The following is a 16,794-nucleotide window of genomic DNA, read 5'->3' on the forward strand; positions in this document are numbered from 1 at the left end:
CGCCATGGCGATGCCTGATCCGACGTTTCACGATCGCGATTTCCGCGGCTATGGCGGCCACCCGCCCGAGGTCGCATGGCCGGGCGGCGCCCGGGTCGCCGTCTCGGTCGTCGTCAACGTCGAGGAGGGGGCGGAACTCTCCCTCGGCATGGGCGACGAACGCAACGAGTCCGTCTACGAGGTGGTGGAGGAGGTCGTCGGATCCCGCGACCTCTGCATGGAGTCGCATTTCGAGTACGGCCCCCGCGCCGGCTGGCCGCGCATCCGGGCGCTGCTGTCGGCCTACGGCGTCTCTGCCACCCTCAACGCCAACGGGCGCGCCGTCGCGCTGTCGCCGTGGCTGGCGCAGGAGGCCGTCGCCGACGGGCACGAGGTCGCGGCCCATGGCTGGCGCTGGGAGCGCCATGCCGGGATGGGCGAGGCGGAGGAGCGGATGGCCATCGCGCAGGCCGTCGCGGCGATCCGCGACGCGACCGGTCGCGCCCCGGTCGGCTGGCACACCCGCTCGGCGACCTCGGTCAACACCCGCCGGCTGCTGCTGGAGCAGGGCGGCTTCCTGTACGACTCGAACGCCTACAACGACGACCTGCCCTACCTCGTGCCGGGCCGGGAGGGGCGCCCGCACGTCGTGCTGCCCTACGCCTTCGACACCAACGACATGCGCTTCCAGCGCGGCGGCGGCTTCGTGTTCGGCGACGACTTCGCCCGCTACTGCATCGATGCCTTCGACCGCCTCTACGCCGAGGGCGGCGACGCACCGCGGATGCTGTCGGTGGGTCTGCATCTGCGCATCATCGGCCGGCCCGGCCGGATCGGCGGGCTCGAGCGCTTCCTCGCCCATGCGGCCGCGCGCGAGGGGACGTGGTTCGCCCGCCGCGACGCCATTGCGGAGCATTGGCTGCGGGAGCTGGCCTGAGCGGCACGAGGAGGGGGTGAAGGGTCGTCGTCCCGGTCGGAGACGTCGCGGTGGCCGCTTGGGCGATCGAGGAGCATGCCCGGCGCCGCGATCGTGCTCGTGACCCCGGGGCCTTGCGCGACCGCGCTGCGATCGGGCAGGCGCCATGCCCCTGCCTCTCTCGCGGTTCCGGCAAGCCGGGGCCTGCGGCGTTGGAGGATGCCCCTATCGCATCGACGAGCCGGCGTAGAACGGGTTGCCCGGTGCCGCCGGCAGGTAATCGGCATAGAACGCCTTCACGTGCGGGAAGACCGCCCGGCCGAGCTCGCGCCGTGCCACCTCCTCGGGCGAGCGCGGGCGTCCGAGCACGTCGGCGATCTCGGCCAGGACGGCATCCCGGTCGACCCTGGTGAAGCGGCCATCCGCATAGACCAGCTCGCCGTCGATATAGACCGCATCGACGCACTCGGTCTTGGCGCGCTGGACCAGGGCGTCGAGCACCGGGATGTCGGGATCCTGGAACGGGTAGGTGGCGCGCTTCCAATCGATCAGCGACGCATCGAAGTGGCGGCCGGGATCGAGGCGGCCGATCTCGGCCCCGAAGGCGGTGGTCATGGCGCCCGATTCGGTCGCCATCTTCACCACCTGCGACGGGGTCGGCACGTCGTCGTCGTCCATGCCGGGCACCCGGTGGACCCGGAGCGCCAGCCGCAGTTCCTGGAGCATGTCGCGGTCGTCGTTGATGCCCGCCTCGTCGAGCCCCATCCCGACCGTGATGCCCTTCTTCTCCCAGGCGTTCAGCGGGGCGAGCCCCGAGCGCAGCCGGAAGTTCGACGAGCAATTGTGGCAGATGCAGGTGCCGGTCTGCGCGACGATGTCGATGTCCTCCTCATTGAGCCAGACGCCGTGGCCGAGAGTCATGTGCGGCCCGAGCACGCCGAGATCGTGGAGATGGCGGAGCGCGGTCTTGCCGGTGCGGCGGCGGGCATATTCCTTCTGGTAGGCGGTCTCCAGCAGATGCATGTGCATCGGCACGCCGGCGGAGCGGGACTTGTCGTGGAGTGCCGCCAGTCCCTCGTCGGTGCACCAGTGGAGGTTGGCTGGCGCCAGCTGGATCCGGGTCAGGCGATGACCCTCGTTCTCCTCCCGGAGCTGGTCGAACAGTCGCAGGAAGTCGGCAAACGGCATCGCCTGCGCCTTGAGGTGGGCGGCGAGCTGGTCCCCGAGATCGGCCGGCAGGCGAGCGCAGAACGCCTCGTCCGCCTCGTAGACGAGCCGGTTCTGCTCGCGGACGGCGTAGCAGTAGGAGGCGCGCATCCCGAGGCTGCGGTAGCCGTTCAGGGTCTTGGTCGCGGAGGCGTGGATGGCCTCGTAGCCGCCGGCCATCCAGCCCTGGATGTGCTGGACCGTGGTGATGCCGGAGGCCACCATCTCGAAGGCGGAGTAGAGCGTGTCGAGGGTGAGGTCGAGGCGCCGGGCCGGCAGGCGGCTCGCGAACCACAATTCCAGGGCGTAGTCGGGCGAGCCGAGCTGGAGCGGGGTGAGCCCGACATGGTGGTGGCTGTTGACGAAGCCCGGCAGCATGACGTGGCCGGGATAGCGGCGCAGCTCCGCGGCGGGTGCCGTCCGCTGCATCTCCTCGACCGGGCCGACCGCCACGATCACGCCGTCGCGCGAGAGCACGGCACCATTCTCGACGATTACCGGCGTGTTGCGGTCCTTGATCCCGGTGACGATCCAGCCGGCCTGGACGATGAGCTCTGCCATGGGTTTGGTGTTCCGTTACGCTGTAAGAAGGGGGAGCCGGACGGTATCCGGCATGGAACCGATCACGGGGCCGAGGACCGGGCGTGGCGCGTCGGGCCGCCATGCCGCGAGGAGGCGACCGTCCGGTCCGACCACCAGGCTGTCGCCGTCGTGCCGCACCGGCCGGCCGAGGCCCCGCTCGGTGCCGTAGCGCGCGGCCGCCACCGCCGCGACGCGGCAGCGCCGGGCGTGGCCGGCGAGTTCGGCGGCAAAGAAGCCGGGGGGATCCTGGGGCGCCGGCCCGGCGACCAGCACCGCGACGAGGTCGGCCCCGGCCGCCGCCACGTCCCAGGCCTCCGGAAAGCGCCTGTCGTAGCAGACGAGGCCCGCGACCCGGAGTGAGCCACCACCCGGGAACCCGACCCGCACGGCCTGCGCCGCCGCGGGACCGGCTCGGAAATGGTCGGCCTCGCCGAAGTCGTCGCCGGGCGACGGCGGCGGAAGCCGGTGCTTGGCCGCGATCCGGACGATGCTGCCGTCCGATTGGGCGAGGAGCGCCGCATTGAGCGGCAGCGTCTCGCCGTGCTCGGAGAACGCCAGGCCGAATACCAGGGCGAGTCCATGGCGGCGCGCGAGCGCCCCCATGCGGCGGGCGGTGGGTCCGTCCGCCGGCTCGGCGAGGGGGCGCCAGCGCGCCGGATCCTCGCCCGCCACGTAGGGAAGCACCGTCAGCTCCGGCAGGACGGCGAGGCCGGCGCCCGCGGCGGCGGCCTCGGAGACCCCCGCCTCGACCTCCCGCCACAGAGTGTCCGGATCGTGCCCGGCCGGGCCGACCGGGATCGCGGCGACGCGGATGAGGGATGTCATCGCGCTGCGGCGGCCTCCTGCTCGGCGAAGGCGCGGTCGACCTCGGCGCCGAGCAGCTCCGTGAACAGGTCGCGATAGGCGTGGTAGCGCGGGTCCCGCGACGGCCGCGGCCGCGGCAGGTCGATCGGCACGATCGTCTTCACCCGCCCGGGACGGGCGGTGAACACCACCACCCGGTCGGCGAGCGAGATCGCCTCGTCGATGGAATGGGTGACGAGGAGAACCGAGGCGCCGCTGTCGCGCCAGATCTGGAGCAGGAAATCCTGCATCCGCGAGCGGGTCTGCACGTCGAGGGCCGCGAAGGGCTCGTCCATCATCAGCACCTTCGGCCGCATGGCGAGCGCCCGGGCGCAGGCCGCGCGCTGGCGCATGCCGCCGGACAATTCGTCCGGCTTCTTGTCGAGCATGTCGCCGAGCCCGACCCGGCGCAGCATCTCGACCGCGATCTCGCGCCGCTTGACCGGCGGTACGTGCTGGACGGCGAGGCCGAAGGCGACGTTGTCGGCGATGGTGAGCCAGGGAAACAGCGAAGCGTCCTGGAAGATCAGACCGCGCTCGGCGCTCGGACCCGTGACGGGCTCGCCCTCCGCCAGGATCTCGCCACCGCTGACATCCTCCAGTCCGGCGATCATGTACAGCAGGGTGGACTTCCCGCAGCCGGAGGGCCCGAGCAGCACCACGAACTCGCCCGGAGCCACCTCGAAATCGAGGTCGGCCAGCGCCTGGACCGGGGCCCGGCCCTCCGGCATCCAGCGCTTCGAAACGTCGCGGATCGTGACGGCGGGGCGGGTCATCGGGCGCCTCCCGGGCCGACCCACCACAGCATCTTCCGCTGGACCTGGCGCAGGGCGAAATCGGACAGGAAGCCGAGCACGCCGACGATCGCCATGGTGAAGAAGACGAGCTTGGCGTTGAAGGTCGAGCGCGCCATCGAGGTGATCTGCCCGAGCCCGGTCCCGACCCCGACCGTCTCCGCGATCAGCACCACCATCCAGGCGGCGAAGAGGTTGAGCCGTAGCGTCATGAACAGGCTCGGCAGGATCGCCGGCAACACCACCCGCCAGAAGGTCTGCCGCCCGGTGGCGCCCATGATGCGGGCGACGTGGATGTAGGTCTTCGGCACGCTCTCGATCTGCGCTCCCGTCGAGAGCACGATGGTGAAGAACAGCGTGATGAAGACGAGGAAGATCGCCGGCTTGTCGCCGATGCCGAAGACGAAGATGGCAACCGGCAGCCACGCCACCGGGGAGATCGGCGCGAGCAGCAGCACCGTCGGCAGGAGCAGGTTGCGCAAGGCTCGCACGTAATGGACCAGCGCCCCGACCAGCACGCCGCAGACGAAACCCAGACCAAGGCCGACGAAGACCCGCATCGTCGTCCAGCCCATGGTGATCAGCAAAGCCGCGACTCCGCCGCCGCCGGCCAAACTGCCGATCCGGTTGGAGCGGTCGAAGTAGCGCAGCGTCCCGGGGATGTCGGCCAGGAACAGGTGGGGCGGTGGCAGCAGCAGCGGGTTGACGAGGTCGAGGGCCCACAAGCCCTCCCACAGCCCGGCGAACAGGCCGAGGGAGACGAGCCCCCAGAACAGGCTGGCGAGGCGTCGGCGCCAGGCGGGCGACAGCCCGGGCAGCGCGGCGCGCACCGGCGCCGGGATCGGTCCGATCCGTGCGTGTGAGGTCACGAGGCGAGTGTCCGTGCGGGAGGAGGGGCGGCCGGGCCCGCGCCCGGCCGGATGCAAGGCGTCCAAGCAGACTTGCGTTGGCAGACCAGCGCTTCGTCCGCTTAGATGTTTGTTGCCGCAGATTTTTGTCGCAAAACCGGCGACCACTTTTGCGAAATATGCTTAGGCGGCCTTCAGCTTCAGGCCGTCGTAGAGCCCCTTGTTCTCGGCGATCACGGCTTCGAGCAGGCTCCAGTCGAAAGCGCCCTCGTCCGGAGCCTTCTTGACGTAGCCGAGTTCCTGCATCGAGCTGCCGCGCGCGATGATGAACTTCGTCTGGTCGCGCTGGTCGACCACGATCGGCTGCTTGGCGGAGGCGTCGATCGCCGCCTCCATGCTGGTCTTGTAGTATTTGCCGACCGTATCCTTCAGGGCAGCGGTCTTGTCCGTCTCGGCCTGGGACTGGGCGACGAACAGCGCCTTGATCACTGCCTTCACGGCGCCCGGGTTGCTTTTGATGAGCGGGGCGCGGACCGCGAGCACGCAATCCGAGTAGCCCTTGCCGTAGACGTCGGTGCCGTTCGAGAGCACCTTCGCACCCTTGCGGCCGATGACGCATTGCGAGGCATAAGGCTCGATGTGGCAGATCGCATCGAGGGCGCCGGCCATGAACGCCTGGGCCAGTTCCGGCGAGGTGTCGAGGTACTTCACGTCGACATCGCGAAAGCTCATCCCGGCCTTCTTCAGGTAGTCGTAGGGCAGCACTTCGAGGGTATCGGCCTGGAAGGTGCCGAAGGTCTTGCCCTTGAGGTCGGCCGCCGCGTCGATGCCCTCGCGGGCCACGATGATGCAGCCCTCGACGCCGCCGCCGGCGACGATCCGCACCGGCGCGCCGGCATCGTACAGGGTCATGAAGTTCGAGTATGGGATCATCGACATGTCGACGAGCCCGGCCCCGAACATCGTGGTGATCTCGGTGTTCGACGGCGTCACCACGAAGTCGAGATCGACGCCGTCCGCCTTGGTCAGCCCCCGCTCCTTGGCGAGAAACATGCCCATGTTGCAGAAGCCGGAGCCATGGGTGGCCTTCAGCGTGGTGCCCGCCGCGGCAGGGCTCGGCGCCAGCAGGGTCGCGAGATGCGCCGGCAGGGCGATCGCCACCGCAGCGCCGGCACTCCGGCCGAGAAAGCCTCGCCGGGAGAGGTTACGGTAAAACGACCCGTCACGATCGCACATGGCTTACGTCCCGTCCCGAAGACGTGGACATCCGGTGAATGGCACTCTCACCGCGGACTCGGCGAGACCGCTCGACCATGCGCGCATGGCCGGGCGGACCCTCAGCGGACACCCGACGATGGGCACGCCAACCCGACAAGAGCCGCTCTGGCTCTGCGCTGCGAGACAAGATACGCAAGCTGCGTGCCAGCAGCGGAGGACGATGATGTCGTCGAGGTCGTGTCCCATGACGCGGTGTAGCCGCGGCTGGTCCACCACGTCATGGGACACGATCGCGCCGCGCCGTGCGGGCTCAGGCCGGAGACGATCGCCGCCGAGGACCCGGACAGGGCCGTCCGGTACCCTCTACCTCAAAATTTCCGATCCAGGCGCATCCGGAAATCGTAATTTACGATCTTCCGTAGCCGTTTAGTCTTCGCTTCAAAGCAGAGGATCGCTGCGTAGGCGCCCGCTCTCGAATGCATCGACGGGACGTGCGCCGTGCCGACTCGCGGGTCGATCGGCCCCGGGAATCCGAGGTCGCGAACAGTATTCATCCTGTACGTCCGGCTGTATCAAAGCCCGGAACTCGACTGAGCGGGTGGAAACGAAAGTCTCGACGATCGTTCGGTGGGACCGTCCGCTGATGGTCGACTGGTGTGATTGGCACCTCAATTGCAAGACTCATCGACGGCCAGCTACCAAGAGGAACCCCTCCCGTGATGCGCCTTTTGCCCCCTCTCTTCGCCGCCTCGATTCTTCTCGCGTCAGCCGTGTCGGGGCAGGCGGCCGAACGGCTCGTCGTCAGTACCTGGGGTGGCAGCTTCCGCGACCTGATCGACGAGGCGATCGCCTCGAAGTTCAAGGCCGAGACCGGCGTCGACGTCGAGTACGTCACCGGCGGCACCATCGACCGGCTGAACAAGGCGAAGCTCGCCAAGGACTCGCCGGAGAGCGACGTCACCTTCACAACCGCCCATGTCGGCTGGCTCTACGTCAACGACGGCCTGTTCGAGACCCTCGACCTCGCGAAGATCCCGAACGCGGCCAACCTCGTCGAGCAGGCCAGGGTCAGCCCGGCCCATCTCGGCACCTGGGGCTACGTCTACACGATCGGCTACCGCCAGGACCTGGCGCCGAAGGGCATGACCTTCCAGTCCTGGGCCGACCTCTGGGATCCGAAGCTCAACAACAGCATCGCCGCGCCCGATTTCGATCCGAGCCACATCATCGCTGTCTCGGCGCTGCTCTCGGGCGGAGATCCGGCGACCTGGGAGAAGGGTCAGGAGAAGCTCAAGGCGCTGAAGCCCAACTTCCGGGCCTTCTACACCAACGACGCCAACAGCCAGCAGCTCATCGCCACCGGCGAGACGCCGGTCCAGGTCGTGCTGACCATGAACGCCTACTACATGAAGGGCCAGGACGTGCCGGTCACCGTCGTCATCCCGAAGGAGGGCGGGGTGCTCGGCATCGATACCGTGGCGATCAACAAGGGCTCGAAGAAGGCGGAACTGGCCTACAAGTTCATCAACATCGCCCTCGACCCGGAGGTGCAGGCCAAGATCGCCCGGCTCAAGAAGGGCAGCCCCACGGTCACCAACGCCAAGGTCGACCCCGAGACCGCCAAGCTGCCGGGCGTGTTCACCACCGCCGAGCAGTGGAAGACCCAGGCGATCAACATCGACCCGAAGCTCAGGGCCGAGAAGACCGCCGTCTGGCGCAAGTGGTTCGCCGAGAACATCATGGCGCGCTGACCAGGGTGGCCGGGTTCATCGATCCTGCTCCCGCATCCGGAACCCGGCGCGGACAACCGTCCGACGACCTGAGGACGTCATGAGATCCGCGATCCGACGCAGGCCGTTCCTGGCCCTGTTCGTGACCCCGGCCGTGCTGGTGGCGGCCGCGGTCGTCGCCGCCCTGGCGGCGATCCTGCGCTACAGCCTGCACGCCTACCTGCCGGGCTCCCTCGACATCGGCGGGTTCACGCTGGACAACCTCGCGGATCTCGGCCGCCCGATCGTGTTGCGGGCCCTGCGCGACACCGTGCTGATCTGCTTCGAGACGGCGCTGATCACCCTCCTGGTCGGCTATCCCGTCGCCTACGCCCTGGTGCGGACGCGCTCGGTCGTGCTGAAGTCGGTCATCCTGGTCGTCGCGGTGACGCCGCTCTTCCTCGGCGAGGTCGTGCGCACCTATGCGTGGACGGTGGTGCTCGGCCATGCCGGCTTCGTCAACGCGACGTTGCGCCAGCTCGGCCTGATCGAGCGCCCGATCCAGCTCATGTTCACCGAGTTCGGGGTGATCGTCGCCCTCGTCCACGTGACGCTGCCCGTGATGGTCGTCATGCTGGCGGCGGCGCTCGCCCATATCGACCGCGACTACGAGCGCGCCGCCCAGAGCCTCGGCGCCGGTCCGGTCCGGGCCTTCCTCACCGTGACCCTGCCCCTGTCGATGCCGGGCGTGGTGGCGGGCTTCACCACGGCCTTCGCCTGGACCTTCAGCGCCTTCGCCACGCCGCAGGTGATCGGGGGCGGCAAGGTCTCGGTGGTCTCGACGCTGGTCTACCAGCTCGGTCTCTCCTCGTTCAACTTTCCGGTGGCGGCCTCCCTGAGCCTCGCCGGCCTCGTCCTGGCCCTCGGCACGATGTGGCTCGTCCGGCGCGCCACCCGGCCGCTCGAAGCCCTGGGGGGCCATTGATGCGCCGCCGCCTCCACACCCGGATCCTCGGCCTCTCCGGCCGGCTGCTCGTCGGGCTGATCCTCGCCTTCCTCGTGCTGCCGGCCTTCGTGGTGACGCTCGCGGCGTTCAACGACCGGGCCATCCTGAGCTTTCCGCCAGCCGGGTACTCGACGCGCTGGTTCGCCCGGGCGCTGACCTACCGCGACTTCCGGATCGGGCTGTGGAACAGTCTCGTGGTCACCGCCTGGGCCTCCACCCTCGCGCTCGCCGTCGGCACCGGCTTCGCCATCGCCCTGAAGCGCTACGTCTTCCGCCTCAAGGGCGGCCTCGAGGGCGTGCTGCTCTCGCCGCTGATCGTGCCGCACTTCACGATCGGGCTGGGCCTCCTGGTCCTGGCGACCGGGATCGGCGCGGCGCGGGGCTTCGCGGTGGTGGTGCTCACCCACGTGATCGTGGTGCTGCCCTTCGTGATCCGCAGCGTCTACATCTCGCTGCAGAACATCGACGAGCGGCTGGAGCTCGCCGCCGCCAGCCTCGGCGCCCGGCCGGGCCGGGTGCTCGGCACCATCACCCTGCCGCTGCTCGCCCCCGGCCTGTTCAGCGGCTGGCTTTTCGCCGCGATCCTGTCCTTCAACGAGTTCACCGCCTCGCTGTTCGTGACCGGACAGGCGACCCAGACGCTGCCGGTGGCGATGTACGGCTACGTCCGCGAATTCGCGGATCCGACGCTCGCGGCGGTCTCGGTGATCTACATCGCGGTGACGGCCGCGCTCCTGACCGTCGCCAACACGTTCCTCGGGCTCGGCAAGGTGCTGAATGTTGAGCAAGGCCGCTGATCGTTCCCCGCCGGCGAGCCTGCCCGGCACCGCCGCGAATCCCCGCCCCGTCCCGGCCGTGCGCCTCGACGGGGTGGTGAAGCGCTTCGGCGCGGCGACCGCGCTGGAGGAGACGTGGCTGCGGGTCGAGCAGGGCGAGTTCCTGACGCTCCTCGGGCCCTCGGGCTGCGGCAAGACCACCCTGCTCAACCTGATGGCGGGGTTCCTGGAGGCGGATGCCGGCGAGATCTTCATCGGCGGGGACCTCGTGACCTCCACGCCGGCCTACGAGCGCGAGATCGGCATCGTCTTCCAGAACTACGCCCTGTTCCCGCACATGAGCGTCGCGAAGAACGTCGGCTACGGCCTGCGGATGCGCGGGGTGCCCAGACGCGAGATCGCCGAGCGTGTCGACGCGGCCCTCGCCCTCGTGAAGCTGTCGGGCTTTTCGGACCGCTCGCCCCGCCAGCTCTCCGGCGGCCAGCAGCAGCGCGTGGCGCTCGCCCGCGCCCTCGTCATCCGGCCGAAGGTGCTGCTCCTCGACGAGCCGTTCTCGGCCCTCGACAAGAACCTCCGCGGTGCGATGCAGGTCGAGCTGAAGGAGATCCAGCGCCGGCTCGGCGTGACGACGGTGTTCGTCACCCACGACCAGAGCGAGGCGCTGAGCCTGTCGGACCGGATCGTGGTGATGTCGGCCGGACGGGTCCGCCAGACCGGCACGCCCGACGAGGTCTACCGGCATCCGCAGGACCGCTTCGTGGCGGGCTTCATCGGCGACGTGAACCTGTTGCCCGCCAGCCTCCTGGCCCGCGCCGGCGAGCGCGCCACGGTCGCGATCCGCGACCTGCGCCGGGACGTCGAGGCGGCGACCCTGCGCGGCTGCGCGGTGGGGGAGGAGGTGGACGTGTTCGTGCGGCCGGACCATCTCGCCGTGCGTCAAGCGGGCGAGGCCGGGACCCTGCCGGCCCGGGTCGCGGCCCTCGTCTACCAGGGCTCCCACATCGATCTGCACGCCGACCTCGCGGAGGGCGGGCGCGTCGTGGTGCGGATGCCGGGGCAGGGCGCCCTGGCCACCTACGCGCCCGGGACGCCGGTCGGCCTCGTCGTGCCCCAGGGCGGTCTCGCGGCGTTCCCGGCCCGGGACGCGGCGCCCTCGCCGCTCCCGCAGGGCCCGCCGGATTCCCGCCCCTCGTCACTCCCGCCCGAGCCAGGATCGACCCGATGACCGTCCACAAGCGGATCCGCCCCTTCAACACCCGCGACACCTATCCCGAGCAGCAGCTCGACAACGACCTCTGCCAGACCGTCGTGGCGCGCGGCCAGATGGTCTTCGTGCGCGGGCAGATCGGTCAGGATCTCGACACCTCCGAGAGCGTCGCGATCGGGGACGCGGCCGGTCAGGCCGAGAAGGCGATGGCCAACATCGCCATGCTGCTGGAGGAGGCCGGCGCGACGCTGGAGCACGTCTGCAAGATCACGATCTACCTCGTCGACCCGCGCTACCGCGAGCCGGTCTACCGCACCGTCGGGCGCTGGCTGAAGGGCGTCCACCCGGTCTCGACCGGGATCGTGGTCTCCGCGCTCGCCCGGCCCGAATGGCTCGTCGAGATCGACGCCATCGCGGTGATCCCGGAGGAGGCATGACCTTCTCGATCGTGGCGCGCTGCGCATCGACCGGCATGTTCGGGGTCGCCGTCTCGTCCTCCTCGCCCGCGGTGGCGGCGCGCTGCGCCCATGCCCGCGCGGGAATCGGCGCGGTGGCGAGCCAGAACGTGACCGATCCGGCTCTGGGGCGGCGCGCCCTCGACCTGATGGCGCTCGGCGCCGACGCGGCCGAGGCCGTCGCCGTGCTGCGGCGGACCGGCGGCCCGATGGAGTACCGCCAGGTGCTCGCCGTGGACGCGGCGGGCGGCACGGCGATCCATTCCGGCCCGAAGGCGCTCGGCCTCTGGGGAGAGGCGCGGGCCGCGGACGTCGCCTGCGGCGGTAACCTCCTGGCGGATGCGCGGGTGCCGCAGGCGATGGTCGAGGCGTTCCTGGCGGCGCCCGGCCATCTCGGCGACCGCCTGCTCGCCGCCATGCGGGCGGCGCTGGCCGCCGGCGGGGAGGCCGGGCCGGTGCATTCGGCCGGGCTGATGCTGGTGCGCGAGGTCCCCTGGCCGGTGGCGGACCTGCGGGTCGACTGGACGCAGGATTGCCCCGTCGAGGCGCTCGCGGCGTTGTGGGGCCTCTACCGGCCGCAACTGGACGCCTACGTCGTGCGCGCCCTCGACCCGGCCGCCGCGCCGAGCTACGGAGTACCGGGCGATCGATAGACGAGGACGAGACGCGCGGCGGCATCGCGGTCGACCCGGCCGCACGCCGGGGGCAGCGGATGCGGTTCACCCTGCGCCAGCTCGAATACTTCATCGCGGCCGGCCAGACCGGCAGCATCACGCTCGCCTCCGAGCGCATCCGCATCTCGCAGCCCGCGATCTCGACGGCCATCGCCCATCTGGAGCGGGAGCTGTCGGTGCAACTCTTCGTCCGCCACCACGCCCAGGGGCTGTCGCTGACGCCGATCGGGCGCGAGGTGCTGCGCGAGGCCAAGGCCCTCGTCGAGCAGGCCGAGGGCCTCTATGCCCTGGCCTCCGACGCCGGCGGCCAGGTGCGGGGTCCGCTCTCGCTCGGCTGCATGGTGACCCTCGCGCCGATGCTGGTCCCCGAACTCGCCCACGCCTTCACCACGGCCTTTCCCGCCACCCAGATCCGCTACGTCGAGGGCGACCAGGAACAGCTCCTCGCCGGCCTGCGCCGGTCCGAGACCGAAGTCGCGCTGACCTACGACCTGCATGTGCCGGACGACATCCACTTCACCCCGTTCGTCGACCTGCCGCCGCACGTGCTGGTGGCGGAGGGGCACCCGCTGGCGGATCACGCCGCGGTGGCGATGGCCGATCTCGTCGACGAGCCCATGATCCTGCTCGATCTGCCGCTGAGCCGCGAGTACTTCCTCGCTCTGTTCATGGCCGAGGGATTGCAACCGAGGATCGTCGCGCGCTCCGCCCACCAGGAGGTGGTGCGCACCATGGTGGCCAACGGCCACGGCTACACCCTGTTCAACGTGCGCCCGCGCTCCGACCTCGCCCTGGACGGGAAACGGCTGCGGCGGGTGCGGCTGGCCGGCACGCACCGCCCGATGCGCATCGGCCTCGCGCGCCTGAAGCAGCTCAACCGCTCGCGCCTCGTCGAGGCGTTCGAGACCCATTGCCGGGCCTTCATCTCGGACGCCTACATCCCCGGCATGGTCGCGCCGGCCATCGAGAGGTGGGTGCCGCGCTGAATCGCGCGCCCGGCTCCAGCATTTTCCGACGAAGCGGATACCGGTTCGTCGTAGAAAATGCGGCAAAATCAGAGACCTGGAGCAGCACCTGAGTGCAACATGATCGGGCGCTGCTCCAGAGAAATCCCGCGAGGAATGCCGCATGACCGCTCCGATCCCGATCCTGTTCCTGAACGGCCCGAACGCCAACCTCTACGGGCTCGATCCGAACGGCACCTACGGGACCGAGAGCTTTCCGGTGCTGAAGGCACGGTGCGAGCGCCATGCCGCCGCGGTCGGCGTCGCCCTCGACTTCCGGCAGTCGAACCACGAGGGCGTGCTGATCGACTGGATCCAGGAGGCCAGGGGCACGGCTGCGGGTCTCGCGATCAACGCGGCCGGGCTCACCTACACCTCGGTCGCGATCCTCGATGCGCTCCTCGCCTTCCCCGGACCCATCGTCGAGGTGCACATGAGCAACATCTGGAAGCGGGAGCCCTTCCGCCACCATTCCTACGTCTCGCGGGCGGCGACGGGCGTGGTCGCGGGGCTCGGCGGGCTCGGCTACGAACTCGCGATCACCGCCCTGGCGACCCTCGTGCGGGAGGCCCGGCCGTGACCGAGACCCTGGTCTTCGCGAGCGCCGTCGATCCGGTCGAGCCCTGGCGGAAGGCGCTGGAATCCCTCCTGCCGGACGTCCGCGTCCGGACGCCGGAGGAGGTCGGCCCGGAGGACGACGTCCGCTACGCCCTGGTCTGGAAGCCGCCCGCCGGCTTCTTCGCCCGCCATCCGGGCCTGCGGCTCGTCACCATCCTCGGCGCGGGCGCCGACGCCCTCGTCGGCCGGGACGACCTGCCCGACGTGCCGGTCACGCGCCTGTCCGACCCCGAGATGGCGCGGATGATGACGCAGTACGTGCTGTTCGCGGTCCTGCGCTACGCCCGCGACATCCCGGCCTTCGAGGCGGCCCAGCGCGCCGGCCGGTGGCACTACGTCCATCCCCGCGAAGCGCGGGCGATCCGGGTCGGCGTACTCGGCCTCGGACAGCTCGGCAGCGCGGCGGCGACCGAACTCGCCCGTCAGGGCTTCACCGTCGCCGGCTGGTCGCGCACGCCGAAGGCGCTTCCCGGGATCGCCTGCCACGCGGGTCCCGACGCGCTGATCCCGTTCCTCGCGCAGACCGAGATCCTGGTGGTGATGCTGCCGCTGACGGCGCAGACCCGACGGCTGATCGGCGCCGCCGAGCTCGCGGCGCTCCCACGGGGCGCCAGGCTCGTCAACGTCTCGCGCGGGGCGGTGATCGACGAGGCCGCCCTCGTGGCGGCCCTGCGCTCGGGCCATCTCGGGGCTGCGACCCTCGACGTCTTCGAGACCGAGCCGCTCCCCCGGGGGCATCCGCTCTGGACGATGGAGACGGTGCTCGTCACGCCCCATCTGGCCTCGGTGGCGCTGCCCGAATCGGCCGCCCGGCAGATCGCCGGGAACATCCGCCGGGTGCGGGCCGGCGAGGCGCCGGAGCACCGCGTGGACCTCACGAAAGGATACTGACGGCGCCCCGCAGGGCGGCGCTCGATGGCGGGCGCGGTGCGCACCGCGCCCGCCGGATCGACAATCGGGTTTCACCCGATCGCCCTGTCCCGATCACCCTCTGGTATAGGCGTCGTAGTTGCGCTGGATCACGATGTGGTCGGCGATGTGTTTCGCGTCCTGCCAGCAGCCGTAGATGAAGGCCGAGGCGCGGTTCGTCAGGTCCGGCAGGCCGAGGAAGTAGATGCCGTTCTCCGCCGAGATGCCCCGCTTGTGCAGGGGCATGCCGTGCTCGTCGAACGCATCGACCTCCAGCCAGCTGAAATCGTACTTGAACCCGGTCGCCCACAGGATGGTGCCGATCCCCGACGCCGACAAGTCGAGGCTGAGGATCGGCTGTCTGAGACAGTCCGGATCGTCGAAGCGCCGCCACGCCTCGGGCTCGGCCGGGAGATCCAGCCCCCGGCGCTCGATATAGGCGTCGGCCTCCCGCAGGACGTCGAAATAGGCCTCGTCGCCCTCGGCGATGTGCTTGGCGAGATCGTTCTCGAAGTGGAGGAGGCCCTTCTCGTAGGACCGGGTCACGCCGACGAGGGTGATGCCCTGATGAGCCAGGCGCCGGAAATCGACCGTCCGTCCGCCGTCATAGCCGCTCACCGCGAAGGCGACGTGTCTCTTCTTGCGCTTCGACTTGACCTCGTCCCACAGCCCGAGCGCGCCGAGCCACCAGCAATAGTCGCGCTGACGATACGCGCGAGGCGGGCGGTAATGCTCGCCGACCGACAGGTAGACCCTCCGTCCGGCCTTGCAGAGTTCCTCGGCGATCTGCGAGCCCGAGGCGCCGCAGCCGACGACGAGGACGGCCCCGTCCGCCAATTGCCCGGGGTTCCTGTAGGCCGACGAATGCAGTTGATCGACCACGGCATCGGCCGGGACGATGCGCGGGAACGCGGGCACCTGGAAGGGTCCGGTCGCCGCCACCACGCGCCGGGCCTCGATGACGCCCTCCGACGTCGTCACGGCGTAGCCGTGGCGGCCCTGGCTGGGCTTGACCTTCGTGACCTCCACGCCGGTGCGGATCGGCGCTTTGATCATGGCGGCGTAATCGCTGAAGTATCGCGCGACGCGGTCCTTGGCCGGGAACGCATCCGGATGCACGTCGTCGAAGGCCAGATTCGGGAAGCGGTCGTGCCACGCCGGACCGTTGGCGACCAGCGAGTCCCAGCGCATCGACGTCCAGTTTTCCGCGATCCGCTTGCGCTCCAGGACGATGTGCGGAATGTTCGATGCGCTGAGATGCTCGCTCATCGCGATACCCGACTGGCCTCCCCCCACCACGAGGGTATCGGTGGCTTCAACTGGCATGTCGTCTCCCGAAAATTCCAGGCCTTCGGTCGCTCGTCTGGTCGCCGCTGCTCCGATCGGCAGGGATCATCGCGTCGCAGACGTGGCCGCCGATCAGGCTGAGAGCGACGAAGCTGCGGGATTCAGGCCGGGAAGAGAAGTCTGATTTTTTGATGGTCCGCTTTCGAAAACACGAACTGTGCTTCCGCGCCCGCCCGGATAGGAGTTGACGCAGACGCCAGCCCGCAGGCTCGTCATGGCGTCGGCCATCGGGGACCCCCGGGTTCACGGTCGGTCTCAGCAACCCGATCCCAACCCGTCATTGCCGATGGCCACCCCCCGGCGAGGGATCCCGCCCGCTCCGGCGCTGTGGGGGCGCGCAGGCGGACTCTCCCGCTCTCCGTCGGCTACACCACTCCGAGGGACACGATCAGCGCTGCCGATGGAAGCAGGCTTCTCGTATGAAGCCGCATTGTCCGGACTGGAATGGCGCCGCGTGCACGTTCGCCAGGATCAGCAGCCACCGGAGTGGTCAGGGCGAACGAAGACTGTTCCGTGGTGTACGGCTGCCTAGCCACGACTGGCGTTTTGCGAGGGGCACCCGCTGCCTGAATTGCCCTAGCAGCCTGTCGGATTGGTATTTTGATCTGACGGGCGTGTCGTTTGCGGGGGTGGCGCGGGCCGTGAGGTCTCAGGCGTGGCACAAGCGGTGGAGGCGCCGGCAGTTGTAGGCGAGGGCGACGAT

At 69.8% G+C, this 16,794-nt stretch carries 16 protein-coding genes; 10 read left to right on the forward strand and 6 right to left on the reverse strand.

The genetic code is table 11. The features are described 5' to 3' along the window. Positions 1-4 precede the first annotated feature (4 nt). Positions 5-916, forward strand: a complete 912-nt coding sequence (locus EOE48_RS03890; protein WP_246153933.1) for a polysaccharide deacetylase family protein — start codon at positions 5-7, stop codon at positions 914-916. Between the two features lie 204 nt (positions 917-1,120). Here the strand turns inward: EOE48_RS03890 and EOE48_RS03895 are convergent, their stop codons facing one another. The 5 genes from EOE48_RS03895 to EOE48_RS03915 form a co-directional block, all read right to left on the reverse strand. Next, positions 1,121-2,662, reverse strand: coding sequence for an amidohydrolase family protein (locus EOE48_RS03895; RefSeq protein WP_127727460.1), 1,542 nt, complete (start codon positions 2,660-2,662; stop codon positions 1,121-1,123). 15 nt (positions 2,663-2,677) lie between these two features. Continuing rightward, complete coding sequence (locus EOE48_RS03900) at positions 2,678-3,508, reverse strand: carbon-nitrogen hydrolase family protein (protein ID WP_127727461.1); 831 nt, start codon at positions 3,506-3,508, stop codon at positions 2,678-2,680. Continuing rightward, the gene (locus EOE48_RS03905; protein WP_127727462.1) at positions 3,505-4,302 is read right to left on the reverse strand and encodes an ABC transporter ATP-binding protein; all 798 of its coding nucleotides are present in this window, start codon (positions 4,300-4,302) and stop codon (positions 3,505-3,507) included. Before EOE48_RS03905 ends, EOE48_RS03900 begins: the two co-directional genes overlap by 4 nt. Next, the gene (locus tag EOE48_RS03910) at positions 4,299-5,189 is read right to left on the reverse strand and encodes an ABC transporter permease (protein WP_127727463.1); all 891 of its coding nucleotides are present in this window, start codon (positions 5,187-5,189) and stop codon (positions 4,299-4,301) included. The genes EOE48_RS03905 and EOE48_RS03910 overlap by 4 nt, the downstream gene beginning before the upstream one ends. Before the next feature lie 162 nt (positions 5,190-5,351). Continuing rightward, positions 5,352-6,404 (reverse strand): ABC transporter substrate-binding protein, encoded by a 1,053-nt coding sequence (locus EOE48_RS03915; RefSeq protein ID WP_127727464.1) that lies wholly within the window; start codon positions 6,402-6,404, stop codon positions 5,352-5,354. Between the two features lie 701 nt (positions 6,405-7,105). Here EOE48_RS03915 and EOE48_RS03920 point away from each other — a divergent pair. The 9 genes from EOE48_RS03920 to EOE48_RS03960 all read left to right on the forward strand — a co-directional run bounded on the left by EOE48_RS03920 (position 7,106) and on the right by EOE48_RS03960 (position 14,726). Beyond that, positions 7,106-8,137 (forward strand): ABC transporter substrate-binding protein, encoded by a 1,032-nt coding sequence (locus EOE48_RS03920; protein WP_127727490.1) that lies wholly within the window; start codon positions 7,106-7,108, stop codon positions 8,135-8,137. A 79-nt stretch (positions 8,138-8,216) separates the two neighbouring features. Beyond that, positions 8,217-9,080: an ABC transporter permease gene (locus EOE48_RS03925; protein ID WP_127727465.1), complete on the forward strand. Its 864-nt coding sequence runs from the start codon at positions 8,217-8,219 to the stop codon at positions 9,078-9,080. Next, entirely contained in the window at positions 9,080-9,898 is an 819-nt protein-coding gene (locus EOE48_RS03930; RefSeq protein ID WP_127727466.1) for an ABC transporter permease, read from the forward strand. Before EOE48_RS03925 ends, EOE48_RS03930 begins: the two co-directional genes overlap by 1 nt. Next, positions 9,879-11,102: an ABC transporter ATP-binding protein gene (locus EOE48_RS03935; protein ID WP_127727467.1), complete on the forward strand. Its 1,224-nt coding sequence runs from the start codon at positions 9,879-9,881 to the stop codon at positions 11,100-11,102. The genes EOE48_RS03930 and EOE48_RS03935 overlap by 20 nt, the downstream gene beginning before the upstream one ends. Further along, complete coding sequence (locus tag EOE48_RS03940) at positions 11,099-11,521, forward strand: RidA family protein (RefSeq protein WP_127727468.1); 423 nt, start codon at positions 11,099-11,101, stop codon at positions 11,519-11,521. The genes EOE48_RS03935 and EOE48_RS03940 overlap by 4 nt, the downstream gene beginning before the upstream one ends. Next, the gene (locus EOE48_RS03945; protein WP_127727469.1) at positions 11,518-12,192 is read left to right on the forward strand and encodes a DUF1028 domain-containing protein; all 675 of its coding nucleotides are present in this window, start codon (positions 11,518-11,520) and stop codon (positions 12,190-12,192) included. Before EOE48_RS03940 ends, EOE48_RS03945 begins: the two co-directional genes overlap by 4 nt. A gap of 59 nt (positions 12,193-12,251) precedes the next feature. After that, on the forward strand, positions 12,252-13,199 hold the full coding sequence (locus EOE48_RS03950; RefSeq protein WP_127727470.1) for a LysR family transcriptional regulator: 948 nt from the start codon (positions 12,252-12,254) through the stop codon (positions 13,197-13,199). A gap of 142 nt (positions 13,200-13,341) precedes the next feature. Next, positions 13,342-13,797 carry a type II 3-dehydroquinate dehydratase gene (locus tag EOE48_RS03955; protein ID WP_127727471.1) on the forward strand — a complete coding sequence of 152 codons (456 nt, stop codon included), beginning with the start codon at positions 13,342-13,344 and terminating at the stop codon, positions 13,795-13,797. Next, positions 13,794-14,726 (forward strand): 2-hydroxyacid dehydrogenase, encoded by a 933-nt coding sequence (locus EOE48_RS03960; protein ID WP_127727472.1) that lies wholly within the window; start codon positions 13,794-13,796, stop codon positions 14,724-14,726. Before EOE48_RS03955 ends, EOE48_RS03960 begins: the two co-directional genes overlap by 4 nt. A 93-nt stretch (positions 14,727-14,819) precedes the next feature. Here EOE48_RS03960 and EOE48_RS03965 read toward each other — a convergent pair whose 3' ends face one another. Continuing rightward, entirely contained in the window at positions 14,820-16,070 is a 1,251-nt protein-coding gene (locus tag EOE48_RS03965; protein WP_127727473.1) for a flavin-containing monooxygenase, read from the reverse strand. Positions 16,071-16,794: the final 724 nt, after the last annotated feature.

Source organism: Methylobacterium oryzihabitans (assembly GCF_004004555.2).
In the GTDB taxonomy this organism is placed as follows: domain Bacteria; phylum Pseudomonadota; class Alphaproteobacteria; order Rhizobiales; family Beijerinckiaceae; genus Methylobacterium; species Methylobacterium oryzihabitans.